Here is a 17420-nt window from a genome sequence, read left to right on the forward strand (position 1 = left end):
CGTTCGGAAAGGTTACGTCCATGCCGCAGGGTCAGCCGCTCGCCGTGCCCGATGACGGGCTGACCACCCGGGCCCGGCGCAACACCCCGGTGCTGGCAGTGCATACCGGTCCCGGCAAAGGAAAATCCACCGCCGCCTTCGGAATGGCGTTGCGCGCGTGGAATGCCGGGATGAGCGTGGCGGTGTTCCAGTTCGTCAAGAGCGCCAAGTGGAAGGTCGGTGAGGAGTCGGCGTTCGCGGCGCTCGGGCGGCTGCACGACGAGCAGGGGCTCGGTGGCGCGGTGGAATGGCACAAGATGGGCTCGGGCTGGTCCTGGACGCGCAAAGCCGGTTCGGACGACGACCATGCCGCAGCGGCGGCCGAAGGCTGGACCGAAATCGCCGCGCGGCTCGCCGACCAACGACACGACTTCTATGTACTCGACGAGTTCACCTATCCGCTCAAGTGGGGCTGGGTGGCCGTCGAAGATGTGGTCGAGACGCTGCTCAACCGGCCCGGCGGCCAGCATGTCGTGATCACTGGCCGCGACGCCCCGCAACGGCTGATTGACGCCGCCGACCTGGTAACCGAGATGACGAAGGTGAAGCACCCGATGGACGTCGGCCGCAAAGGCCAGCGCGGCATTGAGTGGTGAGCTTGATGAGCATCCCCGCCGTCGTGATCGGCGCACCCGCCTCGGGTAGCGGAAAGACCACCATCGCAACGGGTTTGATCGGTGCGCTGCGGGCAGCCGGGCATCGGGTCGCGCCGTTCAAGGTCGGACCGGATTTCATCGACCCCGGCTACCACGCGCTGGCCGCGGGCCGGCCTGGCCGCAACCTGGACCCGGTCCTGGTGCCCGAGGAGCTGATCGGCCCGCTGTACCGGCACGGCAGCCGCGACGCCGACATCGCCGTGATCGAAGGTGTGATGGGCCTTTTCGACGGCCGCATCGACCAAGATCCGGTCACTCCGGCGCGCGGTTCCACCGCGCACGTCGCCGAACTCCTCGGTGCTCCCGTTGTGCTGGTCGTCGACGCGCGCGGTCAGGCGCACAGTATTGCCGCTGTGCTGCAAGGATTTTCGACTTTTCACCCGGGCGTGCACATTGGGGGAGTGATCCTCAATCGGGTGGGCAGCAACCGCCACGAAGAGGTGCTGCGCCAGGCGTGTGAGGTGGTCGGGGTGCCGGTGCTCGGTGCAATTCCCCGTCACGACGAGCTGGCGGTGCCCTCGCGTCATCTGGGGTTGGTGACCGCTGTCGAGCACGGTGAGCAGGCCCGCGCCGCGGTCGCCGCGATGACCGAACTCATTGCCCGCCACGTCGATCTGCGCGCCGTCCTGGCCCTCGGCGGCTCGCGGGTGTCTGCGCCGGCATGGGCGCCCGAGGACGTGGTCGGTGAGCCGAGGGCGGACAGGCCGGTGGTTGCGATGGCCGCAGGCAAGGCCTTCAGCTTCGGCTACGCCGAGCACCCGGAGCTGCTGCGCGCCGCCGGCGCCGACGTCGTCGAGTTCGACCCGCTCACCGACGGCCTGCCCGAACGGACCGCAGCGCTGGTGCTGCCGGGCGGTTTCCCCGAGCAACACCTGGCCGACTTGTCGGCCAACAGCACGCTGCGCACCGAGATCCACGAACTGTCCCGCCACGCACCTGTGCAGGCCGAATGCGGCGGACTGGCGTATCTGATGGACGACCTCGACGGTCACCCCATGTGCGGCGTGCTGGCCGGGTCGGCCCGGTTCACCCCGAGGCTCACGCTGGGCTACCGGGAGGCCGTCGCGATGTCCGACTCGTCGCTGCACACCGCGGGCCAGCGAGTCGTTGGACACGAATTCCACCGCACCACAAGTGAATTCGCCGAAACGCCGGAACCCGCGTGGGCCTTCTTGCGCCACGACGGCCAGCCGGTGCGGGAGGGGGCGGTGCGGGCCGGGGTGCATGCGTCGTACCTCCACACGCATCCCGCGGCCCAACCGCACTCGGTTGCTCGATTTGTGGCACACGCTGCCTTGACTAAGCTGCCCGGGTGACCGAGAACGCCTACCTCGTCGGCTTGCGCCTGGCCGGCAAGAAGGTCGTCGTGATCGGCGGCGGCACGGTGGCCCAGCGCCGGATCCCGCTCTTGATGGCCGACGACGCCGACGTGCACGTGGTCGCGCGGGCCGCGACGCCGGCCGTCGAGGTTCTGACGACAACGAACCCGGGCATCACTCTGCAGCTGCGGGACTACCGCGACGGCGACCTCGAGGGCGCTTGGTATGCTATCGCCGCCACCGACGACCCGGCCGTCAACGCCGCCGTCGTCGCCGAGGCCGACCGCAGGCATATCTTCTGTGTGCGCGCCGACAACGCCCGGGAGGGCAGCGCCGTCACGCCGGCGTCGTTCGCCCACGACGGACTTCTCGTCGGTGTGCTGGCCGGCGGGGAACACCGGCGCTCGGCCGCGATCCGCTCGGCGATCCACGAGGCTTTGCAGCAGGGACTGATCACCGCCGAGGACCCCGACGACGTCACCCCCGGCAGCGTCGCCCTGGTGGGCGGTGGCCCCGGTGACCCCGAGCTGATCACCGTGCGCGGTCGGCGGCTGCTCGCCCGCGCCGATGTCGTCGTCGCCGACCGGCTGGCCCCGCCGGAACTGCTCGCCGAACTGGGTCCGCACGTCGAGGTGATCGACGCCGCGAAGATTCCGTACGGAAGGGCGATGGCTCAGGAAGCCATAAACAAAGTTCTTATAGAACGCGCCCGCGAGGGCCGCTTCGTGGTCCGCCTCAAAGGCGGCGACCCGTTCGTGTTCGCCCGCGGATATGAGGAAGTTCTCGCCTGTGCCGAGGCCGGGATACCGGTCACAGTCGTACCGGGTGTGACCAGCGCCATATCGGTGCCGGCAATGGCCGGAGTGCCGGTCACCCATCGCGCTGTGAATCATGAATTCGTCGTGGTCAGCGGCCATTTACGCCCTGACCATCCGGAATCGTTAGTGAATTGGAATGCGCTGGCGCAATTGTCGGGAACGCTAGTTTTGTTGATGGCGGTCGAACGCATCGAATTATTTGCCGAGGCACTGATTTCAGGCGGCCGACCTGCGGAAACTCCGGTATTGGTGGTGCAACACGGCACCACCGCGGCCGAACGGGTATTGCGCACAACGCTGCGCGATGCGCCGGATCGGATTCGAACCGACGGTATTAGGCCCCCGGCGATCATCGTGATCGGTCCGGTAGCGGCTTTCGCGGCTTAATCTCTTCTTAAGATTACTGTAGGGTAGCTCGGTATGACGGCCCTCAACGACGCTGCGCGGACGACCGCCAACAGTTCTGAGCGCGCGGTCCCCATGCGCCTCGAGCCGGCAGCCCTGGCTAAGACGAGCAAGTACATTCCGAGCTGGCTGCCCTCGCCCCGTTTCTTCGCCGCGGTGACCGCGATCGGCGGCATGCAGTTGCTGGCCACGATGGACAGCACCGTGGCAATCGTGGCACTGCCGAAGATCCAAGACGAGCTGGCGCTGTCGGATGCGGGACGCAGCTGGGTCATCACCGCCTACGTGCTGACGTTCGGCGGCCTGATGCTGCTGGGCGGCCGCCTCGGCGACACGATCGGCCGCAAGCGCACCTTCATCGTCGGTGTCGCGCTCTTCACGATCGCGTCGGTCCTGTGCGGCGTCGCGTGGGACGAGGCGACGCTGGTGATCGCCCGGCTGCTGCAAGGTGTCGGCGCCGCGATCGCGTCTCCGACCGGACTTGCGTTGGTGGCCACCACATTTCCGAAGGGGCCGGCACGCAACGCCGCGACCGCGGTATTCGCCGCCATGACCGGTATCGGCTCGGTGATGGGTCTGGTCGTGGGCGGCGCGTTGGTCGAGGTGTCCTGGCGGCTGGCGTTCCTGGTGAACGTCCCGATCGGCCTGCTGATGATCTACCTGGCCCGCCGGACCCTGCGCGAAACGCACCGCGAGCGGATGAAGATGGACGCCGCCGGCGCGCTGCTGGCGACCGTCGGCTGTACCGCGGCGGTGTTCGGTTTCGCGCAGGCGCCCGAGAACGGCTGGCTGTCGCCGGTCACCTTGGCCGCCGGGGCCGCGGCCGTCCTGGCCTTCGTCGCGTTCGTGTTCGTCGAGCGCCGTGCCGTCAACCCCGTTGTGCCGTTTACCTTGTTCCGTGACCGCAACCGGCTGGCCACCTTCGCGGCGGTCTTCCTCGCCGGTGGCGTGATGTTCACGCTGACGGTGCTGATCGGCCTGTACGTGCAGGACATCATGGGCTACAGCGCACTGCGCGCTGGCGTCGGCTTCATCCCGTTCGTGATCGCGCTGGGCATCGGCCTGGGCGCGTCCTCGCAGCTGGTGTCGTACTTCCCGCCACGGATCCTGGTGATCGCCGGCGGCGTGCTGGTGCTCGGAGCAATGCTCTACGGCTCCACGCTCAACGGCGGCATCCCGTACTTCCCGAACCTGGTCCTGCCGATCACCGTCGGCGGCTTCGGCATCGGCATGATCGTCGTGCCGCTGACCGTGTCGGCCATCGCGGGTGTTGGCTTCGACCAGATCGGCCCGGTCTCGGCGATCGCGCTGATGCTCCAGAACCTCGGCGGTCCCGTGGTGCTGGCCATCATTCAGGCCGTCATCACCTCGCGCACCCTGTACCTGGGTGGCACCACCGGACCGGTGAAGAAGATGAACGAGGCGCAACTGCACGCCCTGGATCAGGGCTACACGTACGGCCTGCTGTGGGTCGCCGCCGTCGCGGTGATCGTCGGCGCCGTCGCGCTGTTCATCGGCTACACCGCGGCACAGGTGGCGCACGCCCAGGAAGTCAAGGAAGCGATCGACGCCGGCGAGCTGTAACTCCGCCAGGGTTCAGCAACCGCCGCCTCGGCGGCCAGTAGGGTAGTCACCCATGTCTGGTGCGAGCGGTCCTCAGCCGACCGCGCGCCCGCTTTCCACCAGAGTGCTGGGGCTGGCGATCGTCGCGATCACCGGCATGCAGCTGATGTCCACGCTGGACGGCACGATCGTGATCGTCGCGCTGCCGCGCATGCAGGCCGAGCTCGGCCTGTCCGATGCCTCCAAGAGCTGGGTGATCACCGCCTATGTGTTGGCCTTCGGTGGGCTGTTGCTGCTCGGCGGCCGCGTCGGCGACGCCGTCGGTCACAAACGCGCGTTCATCTCCGGTGTCGGCGTCTTCACGATCGCCTCCCTGGCCTGCGGGCTGGCCAACGACCAGTGGACGCTGATCGTCGCCCGCGCCGTGCAGGGCATGGGTGCCGCGGTGGCCGCACCGACCGGTCTGGCGCTGATCGCCACCACCTACGCCGTCGGGCATGCCCGCAATCAGGCCTTGGCCGTCTCGGCGGCCATGCAGGGCCTCGGGTCGGTGCTGGGCCTCGTCGCGGGCGGTGCGGTGACCGGTCTGTCCTGGCGGCTGGCCTTCCTGGTCAACGTGCCGATCGGAATCTTCATCATCGTCGTCGGGCTGACCCGGCTTGAGGAAACCCGGCACGAACGGCTCAAGCTGGACGCCACCGGCGCCCTGCTGGCCACCCTGGCGTGTACGTCGGCCGTCCTCGTCTTCACCCAGGGGCCGCCGCGCGGCTGGATCGACCCGTGGGTGATCGGCGCGGGTGTGGCCGCTGTGGTGTTCTTCGTCTCGTTCCTGATCGTGGAGCGCGGCGCCGACAACCCGCTGGTGCCGTTCTCGATATTCGACAACCGCAGCCGGGTCGCATCCTTCGTGGCCTACTTCATGGCCGGCGGCGTGATGCTGACGCTGAGTGTGATGATCGGTCTGCTGGTCCAGGACGTGCTCGGCTATTCGCCGCTGCGCGCCGGGATCTGCTTCATGCCGTTCGCGGCCGCGTTCGTGGTGGGCAACGTGGCGGCCACCAAACTGGCGCTGCGGATCCCGCCGCGCTGGGTGATCCTCGGCGGCGGCCTGTTGGTGTTGGCGGCCATGCTCTACGGGTCGACGCTGAACCGGTCGATCCCGTATTTCCCCGACCTGTTCGTCCCGATTGTCGTCGGCGGGCTGGGCATCGGCATCATCTCGGTGATCCTGCCGCTGTGCACGCTGGCCAATGTGGGGCCGCGCGAGATCGGCCCCGTCTCGTCGGTGACGCTCATGGTGTTCAACCTCGGCGGGCCGCTCGTGCTGGTGATCGTCCAGGCGGTGCAGACCTCCCGCACGCTGTATCTGGGTGGCACGACGGGGCCCGTGAAGTACATGACGCCCGCCCAGCTCGACGCCCTCGGCCAGGGATACACCTATTCGCTGCTGTGGGTGGCGGGCATCGCCGTCCTGGTCGGGGTGGCCGCGCTGGGCATCGGATTCTCCACTCGCGACATCGCCGCGGCCCAGCACACCCGCGAGGCCGTCGAGGCCGGCGAACTCTAGCCGCCTCACACCGCGGCTCGCGTCAGCGTGAACTGATGCTTACCCGACCGGTACGACGCGGTAACTGCCCGCGCCTCGATGCGGTCCAGGCTATGGGCGATGAGCGTGGTGGCGATTTCACACGAGGACCTCGAGGTCAGGCCTGGCGGGTCCTCGCATTCCGGTGACCAGGCGCAGGCCCGGGTATTCGAGGAGATCTTGCTGCGGGAGCTCGACGAACTCGAAAGTCACGCCGCGCGCCTCCGCACCGCGAGAAGCGAGCACAGCGAGATTCGGCTGCGCCGCGACCTGCAACGCTTCAATACGCGCATCAACGAGGTCCGTCGGCTCCTCGACGCGCTGCAGCGCCGCTTCGAGCTCTAGGACCGGCGCGCTCGCATCACCCGGTAACCACCGTAAACCGCTGCTGCCACAAGGAAGTTCACGAAGTACGCCAGATCGGCGCCGTGCAGAGCGGTGGCGACCGGGCCGACGATCAGGTTGGTGTGCATGAACGGGACCGCCGCGGCGAACGCCACGAAGAACGCCGCCAGCGCGACGATGGCGTCGGTGCGGGGCGTGACCTCGGCGGCCGGATCGACGGTGGCGCGCCCGGCACTGCGATAACGCCAGTCGATCGCCACGATTGCGACGAACGCCGGAATCCAGTAGCTGACGAACAGCAACACACCCTGGAAGCGGGTGGCCATGTCACCGGAGTGCAGCCACATGATCAGCGCGAACGCGATGATCACCACCACGACCGCCGACACCGGTCGTCGCACCCGAACGCCGACAGTCTGTAGCGCCAGCGACCCGCTGTAGTCGTTCATCGCGTTGGAGGCCACCGACCCCAGCGCGATCACCAAGAGCGCGATCGCACCCAGCACCCCGCCACCCATGATCTCGCGCACGCCCTGCGCGGTCTGATCGGTGAGCGTGCCCGCCGCGGCCACCCCGATGGCCTGGACGGCGATGTAGGCCACCGCCAAGCCGCCGAAGGTATAGCCGAACACCGCCGTGCGTGAGGTGGACACCGGCAGATACCGGCTGTAGTCGGAGGCATAGCTGGCCCAGGAGATCGCCAGGCTCAGCGCGATCGTGACCTCCAGCACGAACGCCCCGGCCAGGTCCGCGCCACCGAGAGTGGGCAGCGAGATCACCTGGTGGCCGCTGATCAGCTTCCACGCGAACACCGCGAAGGTGGCGATCAACACGACCGTCATCACCGCCTGCACGCGGTGGATGACCTCGTAACCGAAGACGCCGACAGCGCCCTGCGCCGCGAGCACGATCACCACCGCCAGCCAGAACGGCATGCCCACCAGTTCGGCCAGGGCTTCACCGCCGAACAGGCCGACCAAGCCGTCCCAGGCGATCGACGACAACCACTGGATCACCGCGACCACCCCGACGGTGCCACCAAAGGCCATGCGCGCGTTGGGAAGTTGGGCGGTGCCGGTGCGTGGACCCCAGGTCGACAGATAGCCCACCACCAACGAACCGATGACCGTCCCGATCACCATCGCCAGCAGGCCCAGCCAGAAACCGAGCCCGAGCCCCACGGCCAGCGTGCCGGTGAACACCACCGTCATGTTGACCTGCGGGGCGAACCAGACCGTGAACAGGCGGCGCGCGGTTCCGTACCGGTTCTCGGGTGGGACCGGCGCGATGCCGTGAGTCTCGACCGCCATGTCGCCGACGTGCGACGGCATCCGACCGGCGTAAGTTTGGGCCGCGAGAGAAGAGCCAGCAGAACCTGTGGGCGACGATTCGGTTGTCACTCACTCACCCTAGAGGGCATCGGGCTCACACCTCGATGGGCGGGTGCAGCCGCTCCATCGTGTACTGGCGGTTCCGGCGGGCAGCCCATGCGGTGGCCGCCAGCGATGCGGCAAGAACGCCGGACAGCACCGCCACCGCAATCCACAATCGGTGGTCTATCCCGCCGTTGATGAGTTGGCGTAAACCGTTGACGGCGTAGGTCATCGGGTCTGCCGGGTGGATCACCTGGAAGGGTTTGGCGGTGGTCTCCACCGGATAGATGCCACCGGCCGACACCAGCTGCAGCATCAGGAACGCCAGCGTGACCACGCGCCCGACCGCCACGCCGAACACGGCGTTGAACGCCTGGATTATGCCGAGGAACGCGGCGATGACCAGGATCAGGAACGCCACCGTCGCCACCGGATAGCGGGCCTTCAGCCCGACGCCGTAGTGCACCACGACGTACATGACCAAAACCTGGCTCACCGCGACGAGAAGGGCAGGCCAGTACGACGCCAGCACCACGCGCAGCGCCCCCAGCCCGTTGATGATCGGCCGGGACTGCAACGGCGTCAGAAGCATCCAGATGATGAGCGCGCCGATGAACAGCGCCAGCGGAAGGAAGAACGGAGCGAATCCGGTGCCGAAGGTGGCCGCCGGGTTGTGCGTCTCCATGTCCAGATTCACTGGGGAGGCAACGGTTTTGGCTACGGTCTCGCGCTGTTGCGGCGTCCACGACGGCACCTGCGTCGATCCTTCGCGTAGCTTGCCGGCCAGCTCCTGGCTGCCGTCGCGTAGCTGGCCGGTGCCATCGGCCAGCCGTTGCGCGCCCTCCGCCAGCTGACGGCTGCCGTCGGTCAGCGCCACCAGGCCGGCGCTGAGCCGCTGCGTGCCGGAATCGAGCTGTTGGACGCCGCTGCGCAGCTTCAGGACATCAGCGCGCAGCGAACCGTCGACCGCCGCGGTGAGGAAGGTCCGCAACCTGCTCGTGGGGTCGCCCAACTCGTTTTCGAGTTGGGCTGCGCTGTCGCGCAGTCGGGCGAGCCCGTCGTCGGTCGCGGGATCGATCCCTTGGGTCCGAAGCAGCCGCTGGGCACCGGCGAGGACTGTCCCGACATCGCGCACCGTGGGGTCTGGGTTGTTCGACAGCGTGGCCACCGCCTGATCGACGAGGGCTGCGGCCTGCCGTTGATCGATGTTCAACGCGGCTATTCGGTCGGAGGTCGAGCGCACCGCACCGCTGAGGTGCTCGGCGACCGCGCCGACCTCGGCCGGATCCAGTCCCAACCCGTCGACCCGCGCGAGCACGTGCACCAGTGGATCGGTCGCCTTGGTGACGGCGGCGTTCAACTGCTTTGTGCCGGTGGTTAATTGGGCTGCGCCGTCTCGAGCGGTCGCCATGCTGGTGGCCAGGGTGGTCGATCCGGCGGCGAGCTGATGGGCCCCGGCGTCGGCGGTGTCCAACCCGGACGCCAGCCGGTCGGCGCCGTCGGCTGCGGCCTTGAGGCCGGCTCCGGCGTCGGTGAGCCCGGTCAGCACCGTGCCAACGGTCTGCTCGCCGACACTGGAATTGACCTGATTGATGACCTCCCGCGCGGCGTTCTGACCGATGATCGAGCCGAGGTAGTTGTTGGCGTCGTTGAAAGTGAACTTCAGGTTGGCCGGGGTGGGCTCATTGCCGGAGGGCGAGGCGATGTCGGCGCTGAAATCGGCCGGGATCGTGATCGTGAAGTAGTAGGTGCCGTCAGCCAGCCCCTTGGCCGCGTCTGCCGCCGACGTCTCGTGCAACTGCAACTGGCCGGAGTTCTTGAGCGCCTGTGCCACCTGGTCACCGGCCCGTAGGGGTTTGCCCTGCGCTTGGGTGCCGCGATCCTCGTTGACCAGGGCGGCGGGAACCTTGTTGACCGCGGCGAACGGATTCCAGAATGCCCACAGATACATCGCCCCGTACAGCAGTGGCATCAGGACGATGGTGATCAGGGCGATGCGGGGTAGCAGACCCCGGGAGTAGCGCTTGAGGTCGGTGCCCAGTGACATTCCGGCGAGCATGGTCAACCCGTCCCTTTCTGGGTTTCCGACAATTCGGCGCGATCGGCGTTGGCCACCGGGATCTGTGACCGGACATCGTGTCCTGACACCCCGTTGACCGTGGCCGTGACGATGGTCTGTTCGCAACCAAGCTCGATCAGTCGCCCGATGAGCAGGTCCCGATTGAGGTCGCTGGTGACGAAATCGAGATTGCCGACGACGAGCAACGGGGGGCGCTTGGTGTTGGCCAGGGCGATGCGAAGGAGCAACCGGTCGAGCTCGGAGAGCTCTTCGAAATACTCGTCGAGCGGAGGCAGCGGATGCGGACCGAACACGGACGCGCACGTGGCTGTCAGTGCATTCGTGTCAGCGCGTCGGACGATGCGGTACCACGCTGCGTCCCAACGCAATTGCTCGGTGATCAGATCGCGAACCGTCACCGACTCGGGAACGGTGTCTAGCTCGTCGATCCCGGCGAGGGCGGATCGGGTGAAGATCTCGTGAGTGTTGTTGGCACCGAAGACGGTCAGTTCACCGGACTGCGGCGCCATCCGCCCGGCGATCGTCGTCAGCAGTGCCGTGCGTCCCGAGCCGGCCGGGCACATCAGGACGTTGACCCCGCCGGTCGGTATCTCGAGGTCGATCGGACCGTATACCGGTCCCCACGGTCCGCGCATACGGATGCCACGGGCGACGACAGCGGGTGGACCCGAGCCGTCGGTGTGGCTGTCGGACGCTTCCGGTAACACTGCGCACCTCCCGGGTCATGCGTGTGTCCGCACATCACAACACGCCACGGCGGCGGCACGCGCGGGAAACTGTGCACGCCGCGGGGAGGGCTCCGCGAGAACGGTCACCGGCACCGGAGTCCTCGGCTCTTCGTGCGAGTGCTCATCGCTAGGCTGTTCCACTGTGATCACCCGCATGTCCGAGCTGTTCTTGCGCACCCTGCGCGACGACCCAGCCGACGCCGAAGTGCTTAGCCACAAACTGTTGATCCGTGCTGGCTATGTCCGGCCGGTGGCCCCGGGCCTCTACACGTGGCTGCCGCTGGGCCTTCGGGTACTGCGCAAGGTCGAGAAGATCGTGCGGGAGGAGATGGTCGCGATCGGCGGCCAGGAGATCCTGTTCCCGGCGCTGCTGCCGAAGGCGCCGTATGAGACCACCAACCGCTGGACGGAATACGGCGACGGGGTGTTCCGGCTCAAGGACCGCCGCGATAACGACTACATGCTCGGCCCTACCCACGAGGAGTTCTTCACGCTGACGGTGAAGGGGGAGTACAGCTCCTACAAGGACTTCCCGCTGACGCTGTTCCAGATCCAGACCAAGTACCGCGACGAGGCCCGGCCCCGCGCGGGCATCCTGCGCGGCCGCGAGTTCATCATGAAGGACTCGTACTCGTTCGATGTCGACGACGACGGCCTCAAAACTGCCTACCACGCACACCGCGACGCCTATCAGAACATGTTCAAGCGCATGGCAATTCGCTATGTGATCGTCTCGGCCGTGTCCGGTGCAATGGGTGGTTCGGCGTCCGAGGAGTTCCTGGCCGAAAGCGAGATCGGCGAGGACACCTTCGTGCGCTGCCTCGAGTCCGGGTACGCGGCCAACGTCGAGGCGGTGGTCACCGCTGTCCCGGAGTCGCGGCCGTTCGACGGCCTGCCCGAGCCCACGGTGCACGACACACCGAACACCCCGACCATCGCGTCGTTGGTCGAGTGGGCGAACTCCGCGGGCCTGGGCCGGGAGATCACCGCCGCCGACACACTCAAGAACGTGCTGCTCAAAGTCCGTGCGCCGGGCGGCGAGTGGGAGCTGCTGGCGATCGGTGTGCCGGGCGACCGGGAGGTCGACGACAAGCGCTTGGGCGCCGCGCTGGAGCCGGCCGACTATGCGATGCTCGAGGACGCCGACTTCGCCAAGTACCCCTTCCTCAAGAAGGGATACATCGGCCCGAAAGCATTGCTGGCCAACGGTGTTCGTTATCTGGTCGATCCCCGCGTGGTGGACGGGACGGTGTGGATCACCGGCGCCGACGAAACCGGCAAGCACGTCGTCGGCCTGGTGGCCGGCCGCGACTTCATCGCCGACGGCACCATCGAGGCCGCCGAAGTTCGCGACGGTGACCTGTCGCCCGACGGCGCGGGCCCGCTGGTGTCGGCCCGCGGCATCGAGATCGGCCATATCTTCCAGCTCGGCCGCAAGTACACCGACGCCTTCTCCGCCGACGTGCTCGGCGAGGACGGTAAGCCGGTGCGCCTGACCATGGGCTCCTACGGGGTGGGGGTCTCGCGGCTGGTCGCGGTGATCGCCGAGCAGCAGCACGACGAGTTGGGCCTGCGCTGGCCGGCGTCGGTGTCGCCGTTCGACGTGCACGTGGTGATCGCCAACAAGGACGCCGAAGCGCGAACCGGGGCCGAGGAGCTGACCCGCGACCTGGACCGCCTCGGCCTGGAGGTGCTGTTCGACGACCGCACCGCCTCACCCGGCGTGAAGTTCAAGGACGCCGAATTGCTCGGGGTGCCGTGGATCGTCGTGGTCGGTCGCGGCTGGGCCGACGGCGTGGTCGAGCTGCGTAACCGGTTCACCGGCGAGAAGCGCGAGATCGGTGTGGATGGCGCGGTCGCGGATATCGCCGCGGCGCTGGCGTCCTGACTACTCGGTGCCGCCGGGGAATGCGACCGTCACCGGCTTGACGCCGAGCACCTGCTTCCAGCGCGCGGTCAGAACGGCCGTCTCGGTCAGCGCCCCGACCCCGAACGTGCGGTCCTGATCGGTGCTCGCCTGCTCGATGACTGCGCGCCAGGCGGTCGCGCAGTCGTCCTCCATGCGGATCGCGAGGTTGCCGGCGTCGGTGGGCGTGTTGACCGTCATCGGCAGCTGATAACCCGCGGCCGGCACCGGCGCGTTGGCCGAGCGGCCACTCAGCATCGCGATGGCCGCCTCGCGACGTTCACGGTGTTGCGCCATCGCCTCCGAGACCAGGTCGTTCTCGTCGGGGGAGCTGTGGGCCGACACGATGCCGTAGCCGTAGATCGCCGCGTGCTCGGCGGCCACCGCGTCGAACAGCGCACCGGCGGCGGCATCGGACGGCCGGTCGGCGTTTTGTGTGGTCGACGGCGTCGGAGACGTCGGTGAGGTCACTGCCCGGCCTTCCCCGGCGGCAGTGCCACCGTGTACGCGGCGACGCAGGACGCCGCGATCGATCCCATCAGCCCGGCCCGATACCCGGACAGAGTGGGTGCCAGTTTGGTGGCGCTGTCCGCCGAGCTGCGCAGCGCGGCGACGACGTCGGCAGCCGTGGGTGGCGGCGTGGCGGCCGCCGATGTGGTGGTCGGAGATGTCGCGCTTGTCGACGACGTTGGTTTGCCGGACAGCCGGGCGACCTCCGCGTTCAGCACCGTGAAGTGCCGCCCGCGTTCGGCCGCAACCTCGGTCAACGCCGGAGCCAGTGACGGGGGAGCGGTCTTCGCCGCGGCGGCGGCCAGTTCGCTGTCGTGGCGGGCCAGCTCGGCCTGCTGCTCCAGCGGATCGGGTTCGGGAGGCGGTGCCGCGTCACAGGCGGTCGTTGCCGCGCCCAACACCGCGAGCAGTGCCAAGCCGCGGCCCCCGCCGACCAGAACTCGTCGACGGGAGATGCCTGGGAAAGGCCTGGGATCTCGGCTCAGCACGCCAACATCCTGCCATTGCGGTGGCGTGGGCTGGCGTATCGTTGAGGGCTGGCTCTCTGGAGAGCCCTGCATCCGACGCAGCTGATCAGCACAACTCAAGATGAGGAGCTCGCCGTGGCTGGCCGTTCTACGGGGCTACCAACCCAGAAGCAGGTGATCGAGCTACTCGATGGTGAGTTCGTGCGCGCCGGATACGAAATCGAAGATGTCGTGATCGACACCCGCCCGAAGCCGCCGCGCATCACCGTGATCGCCGACGGCGACAAGCCGCTGGACTTGGACATCGTCGCCGAACTCTCCCGTTCGGCCTCGGCGCTGCTCGACGGCCTGGACAACGACGATGCCTACGTTCTCGAAGTCACCTCACCGGGAGTGGAGCGGCCGCTGACCGCCGAGAAGCATTTCCGTCGCGCGCACGCGCGCTTGGTCGACGCCGAACTTGCCGACGGAACCACCGTCACCGGCCGGCTCGGCATCGTGTCCGACGGCGCAGTCGACCTCGTGGTGCGAAACCGCAATGACTGGACGGTGCGCCGGATTCCGCTGGCTGACATCGTCAAAGCTGTTGTCCAGGTGGAATTTTCACCGCCAAAGCCGCGCGAACTGGAACTTGCGGGAGCAGCTGGAACGGAGGCCGAAGCATGAACATCGACATGACCGCCCTACATGCGATCGAGATCGACCGCGGCATCTCGGTTGACGAGCTGCTCGACACCATCAAGTCGGCTCTGTTGACCGCTTACCGGCACACCGAGGGTCATCAGCCCGACGCCCGCATCGATATCGACCGCAAAAGCGGTGTCGTGCAAGTGATTGCGCGCGAGACCGACGCCGATGGCAATCTGATCAGCGAATGGGACGACACGCCAGAGGGATTCGGCCGAGTGGCGGCCACGACCGCCCGACAGGTGATGCTGCAACGGTTCCGCGACGCCGAGAATGAGCGCAGCTACGGCGAATTCTCCGCCAGGGAAGGCGACATCGTCGCCGGCGTGATCCAGCGCGACGCCCGCGCCAACGCCCGCGGCCTGGTCGTTGTGCGACTGGGCAGCGAGACCAAAGGCGCCGAAGGCGTCATCCCGGCGGCCGAGCAGGTGCCCGGCGAGGCCTATGAGCACGGCGACCGGCTGCGCTGCTACGTCGTCGGGGTCAGCCGCGGTGCCCGCGAACCGCTGATCACGTTGTCGCGCACGCACCCCAACCTGGTCCGCAAACTGTTCTCGCTCGAGGTGCCCGAGATCGCCGACGGGTCGGTAGAGATCGTCGCGGTGGCCCGCGAGGCCGGGCATCGATCCAAGATCGCGGTCAACTCGAAGGTTCCCGGGCTCAACGCCAAGGGTGCGTGCATCGGCCCGATGGGCCAGCGGGTGCGCAACGTGATGAGCGAATTGTCCGGCGAAAAGATCGACATCATCGACTTCGACGAGGACCCAGCGCGATTCGTCGCCAACGCCCTGTCGCCGGCCAAGGTCGTCTCGGTCTCCGTCATCGACGCCACCACCCGCGCGGCGCGGGTCGTGGTGCCCGACTTCCAACTATCGTTGGCGATCGGCAAGGAGGGGCAGAACGCCCGACTGGCCGCCCGATTGACCGGATGGCGCATCGACATTCGCAGCGACGCGGCGGCACCCGAAGGCGACCCGCACCCCGCCGCGTCTCACGACGTGGAGCACTGACGCGAGCCGAGCGTTGAGGCGCTCGGGTGTACTGCGTCGGTGATCGGTGGGTACACCCATCGTCAACAGGGGGGAAATTTCGTTGTCAGACCACGGGGCTCCGCAGTCCGTCGACGTGCTTGTCGTGGGCGCCGGCCCGACCGGGCTCACCGCGGCGGACGCGTGTGTGGCCGCCGGGTCTTCGGTAGCCGTCGTCGAGCACACCGGTCAGGTGGGAGGGTTGGCGCGCGCCGCGACGGTGGCCGGCCATGAGGTCGACATCGGTGGTCACCGGCTCCTGTCGTCGACCGCCGAGCAGCGGAGGATGTGGCGCGATTTGGCCGATCGGCTCGGGGGCATCCCGATGTCCGACATCGATCGGCGCAGCGGCATCCTGCGAGACGGTTATGTCATCAGTTATCCGTTCGACTGGCAGCAATTCCGCCACGCGGCGCCGTTGTCGGTACGCATCCGCGGTGCTGCCTCGCTGATTGCCTGGAAGTTGACGGCACCCGCCGGCCGGACTGACGACACGCTGGACGACTGGGTGAAGAACCGGTACGGCCCGTACCTTTCGGAGACGTTCATGGCGCCGCACGCCCGAAAGGTCTTCGGGGTCGATCCACGGAAGATCCCCGCGGCGTGGGCGTCGCAGCGCATCCTCTCGCCGCGATTCGCCTCGGTGCTGGCCACCGCGCTGCCTCGGCTGCGGGCCTCGCCTCGAGCAGATGAGCCGACGGACAGATTCCTCTACCCGCACGGCGGGGCGGGGGTCCTGTGGTCCCGGCTTGCGGAGGCGCTCGGAGATCACGTCCATTGGATGTTCAACTCCACGGTGTTGAACATCGCCGGCTCGGGTGGCGGCCCGTACTCGGTCACGGTGTCGGGGCCCGGTGGAACGCAGGTGATGCAGTGCGGACGGATCATCTGGACGGGCCGGCCCGACGACTTGGCCGCCACCTTGGGGCTCAGGGAGCTGTCCGCCGCGCTCGCGCAGGCCGCGGGACGGCGCGACCTGGTGGTCGGCGTGGTGCGCGTCGGTGACTATCCGCCGAGTTGGCACGGCTACCAATGGCTCTACACCCACGACACGGGCGTGCGTGCGCACCGGTTCAACAACTATGGGGAATGGCAGACGCTGGACTGCCCGGCCGGTGTGGTCGGACTCGAGTACGCCGTTCCCTCGGGCGAGACGTTCGACGTCCGCGCCACCGCGTGCAAGGACATGTCGATCCTGCTCGGAGGAGCCGCCTTCGAGTTTCTCGGTGCCGAGAAGACTGCCGACGCCTACTCGAACTTCGACGCCGCCGCCGACCTGTTCGATCAGCTCGACGAGGCGCTGCGTCGCTTCGGTGAGGGCATCGTCGCGACCGGCCGCCAGGGGGCCGGGATCTACATCAACCTGGACCGGGCCATGTCTTTGGGCATCCGGGTCGGGGCGTTGCCGGCCGACCAGACCGGCGTCGTCGGGCGTGGCGGATATTCGAAATATCAGGACAAAGTGAACTGACGACTCCCAGCCAAGGGTGGTTCTGAGCAGTGCCGCGATGACGGTAGACTGTGCCGTGATCCAGCGCGAGACTCCGGCTCCCGAGAGACCGCATCGACGTACCGAAGGACCGGTGCGGACATGTGTCGGGTGCCGGAAGCGAGAGTTGGCCGTCGATCTCCTCCGAGTGGTGGCTGTGTCGAACGGGAACGGCCATTGCGCCCTAACCGTTGATCAGGCAGGTAACCTCCCTGGGCGGGGTGCGTGGCTGCACCCCGACGACCGGTGCCTTCAGGCAGCGTTTCGACGGCGAGCTTTCGGGCGAGCGTTGCGCATCACCGGTTCACCGGATACATCCGCGGTGGTCGAGTACGTCAGAGCCCAGACGGGCGCTGACTGACCCAGCCAGCCCGGCAAGAGAACAGGCAGCGAAGAACATGAGCACACCGTGAAGTCCCGAC

At 67.7% G+C, this 17420-nt stretch carries 16 protein-coding genes; 11 read left to right on the top strand and 5 right to left on the bottom strand.

Annotation, left to right across the window (positions count from 1 at the left end; genetic code table 11):
• Window positions 1-20: 20 nt before the first annotated feature.
• From cobO to K0O64_RS10945, 6 genes are all read left to right on the top strand, one after another.
• Window positions 21-635, top strand: coding sequence for a cob(I)yrinic acid a,c-diamide adenosyltransferase (cobO, locus tag K0O64_RS10920; RefSeq protein WP_096311140.1), 615 nt, complete (start codon window positions 21-23; stop codon window positions 633-635).
• A gap of 5 nt (window positions 636-640) precedes the next feature.
• Window positions 641-2011: a cobyrinic acid a,c-diamide synthase CobB gene (locus tag K0O64_RS10925; RefSeq protein ID WP_220046366.1), complete on the top strand. Its 1371-nt coding sequence runs from the start codon at window positions 641-643 to the stop codon at window positions 2009-2011.
• Window positions 2008-3219 carry a uroporphyrinogen-III C-methyltransferase gene (gene cobA / locus K0O64_RS10930; RefSeq protein ID WP_096311141.1) on the top strand — a complete coding sequence of 404 codons (1212 nt, stop codon included), beginning with the start codon at window positions 2008-2010 and terminating at the stop codon, window positions 3217-3219. The genes K0O64_RS10925 and cobA overlap by 4 nt, the downstream gene beginning before the upstream one ends.
• Before the next feature lie 33 nt (window positions 3220-3252).
• Complete coding sequence (locus K0O64_RS10935; protein WP_071945931.1) at window positions 3253-4821, top strand: MFS transporter; 1569 nt, start codon at window positions 3253-3255, stop codon at window positions 4819-4821.
• Between the two features lie 52 nt (window positions 4822-4873).
• The gene (locus tag K0O64_RS10940; protein WP_096311142.1) at window positions 4874-6367 is read left to right on the top strand and encodes an MFS transporter; all 1494 of its coding nucleotides are present in this window, start codon (window positions 4874-4876) and stop codon (window positions 6365-6367) included.
• A gap of 99 nt (window positions 6368-6466) precedes the next feature.
• Window positions 6467-6730, top strand: coding sequence for a hypothetical protein (locus K0O64_RS10945; RefSeq protein ID WP_096311143.1), 264 nt, complete (start codon window positions 6467-6469; stop codon window positions 6728-6730).
• Here the strand turns inward: K0O64_RS10945 and K0O64_RS10950 are convergent.
• The 3 genes from K0O64_RS10950 to K0O64_RS10960 all read right to left on the bottom strand — a co-directional run bounded on the left by K0O64_RS10950 (window position 6727) and on the right by K0O64_RS10960 (window position 10818).
• Entirely contained in the window at window positions 6727-8061 is a 1335-nt protein-coding gene (locus K0O64_RS10950) for a purine-cytosine permease family protein (protein ID WP_096311144.1), read from the bottom strand. The two genes, K0O64_RS10945 and K0O64_RS10950, sit on opposite strands and share 4 nt — an antisense overlap.
• 94 nt (window positions 8062-8155) lie before the next feature.
• Window positions 8156-10150 carry a YhgE/Pip domain-containing protein gene (locus K0O64_RS10955; RefSeq protein WP_096312798.1) on the bottom strand — a complete coding sequence of 665 codons (1995 nt, stop codon included), beginning with the start codon at window positions 10148-10150 and terminating at the stop codon, window positions 8156-8158.
• Window positions 10151-10164: 14 nt separating this feature from the next.
• Window positions 10165-10818 carry an ATP-binding cassette domain-containing protein gene (locus tag K0O64_RS10960; protein WP_096311145.1) on the bottom strand — a complete coding sequence of 218 codons (654 nt, stop codon included), beginning with the start codon at window positions 10816-10818 and terminating at the stop codon, window positions 10165-10167.
• Between the two features lie 235 nt (window positions 10819-11053).
• On the opposite strand from K0O64_RS10960, the gene K0O64_RS10965 reads away from it, so the two are divergent.
• Complete coding sequence (locus tag K0O64_RS10965) at window positions 11054-12799, top strand: proline--tRNA ligase (RefSeq protein ID WP_096311146.1); 1746 nt, start codon at window positions 11054-11056, stop codon at window positions 12797-12799.
• On the opposite strand, the gene K0O64_RS10970 is transcribed toward K0O64_RS10965, so the two are convergent.
• Together K0O64_RS10970 and K0O64_RS10975 are read right to left on the bottom strand one after the other, a co-directional pair.
• A complete protein-coding gene (locus tag K0O64_RS10970; RefSeq protein ID WP_096311147.1) occupies window positions 12800-13288 on the bottom strand; it encodes a ferritin-like domain-containing protein in 489 nt (162 codons plus the stop codon). It lies immediately after the preceding gene.
• Window positions 13285-13815, bottom strand: a complete 531-nt coding sequence (locus K0O64_RS10975) for a hypothetical protein (protein WP_096311148.1) — start codon at window positions 13813-13815, stop codon at window positions 13285-13287. Before K0O64_RS10975 ends, K0O64_RS10970 begins: the two co-directional genes overlap by 4 nt.
• Before the next feature lie 114 nt (window positions 13816-13929).
• Here K0O64_RS10975 and rimP point away from each other — a divergent pair, with 114 nt between their 5' ends.
• The 4 genes from rimP to K0O64_RS10995 all read left to right on the top strand — a co-directional run bounded on the left by rimP (window position 13930) and on the right by K0O64_RS10995 (window position 17359).
• The gene (gene rimP / locus K0O64_RS10980; RefSeq protein ID WP_071945913.1) at window positions 13930-14460 is read left to right on the top strand and encodes a ribosome maturation factor RimP; all 531 of its coding nucleotides are present in this window, start codon (window positions 13930-13932) and stop codon (window positions 14458-14460) included.
• On the top strand, window positions 14457-15491 hold the full coding sequence (gene nusA / locus K0O64_RS10985; protein ID WP_071945911.1) for a transcription termination factor NusA: 1035 nt from the start codon (window positions 14457-14459) through the stop codon (window positions 15489-15491). Before rimP ends, nusA begins: the two co-directional genes overlap by 4 nt.
• An 82-nt stretch (window positions 15492-15573) precedes the next feature.
• Window positions 15574-16980: an NAD(P)-binding protein gene (locus K0O64_RS10990; RefSeq protein WP_164520052.1), complete on the top strand. Its 1407-nt coding sequence runs from the start codon at window positions 15574-15576 to the stop codon at window positions 16978-16980.
• Between the two features lie 37 nt (window positions 16981-17017).
• Entirely contained in the window at window positions 17018-17359 is a 342-nt protein-coding gene (locus K0O64_RS10995; protein ID WP_096311149.1) for a YlxR family protein, read from the top strand.
• Window positions 17360-17420 lie beyond the last annotated feature (61 nt).

The organism is Mycolicibacterium pallens, from assembly GCF_019456675.1.
Taxonomy (GTDB): Bacteria; Actinomycetota; Actinomycetes; order Mycobacteriales; family Mycobacteriaceae; genus Mycobacterium; species Mycobacterium crocinum.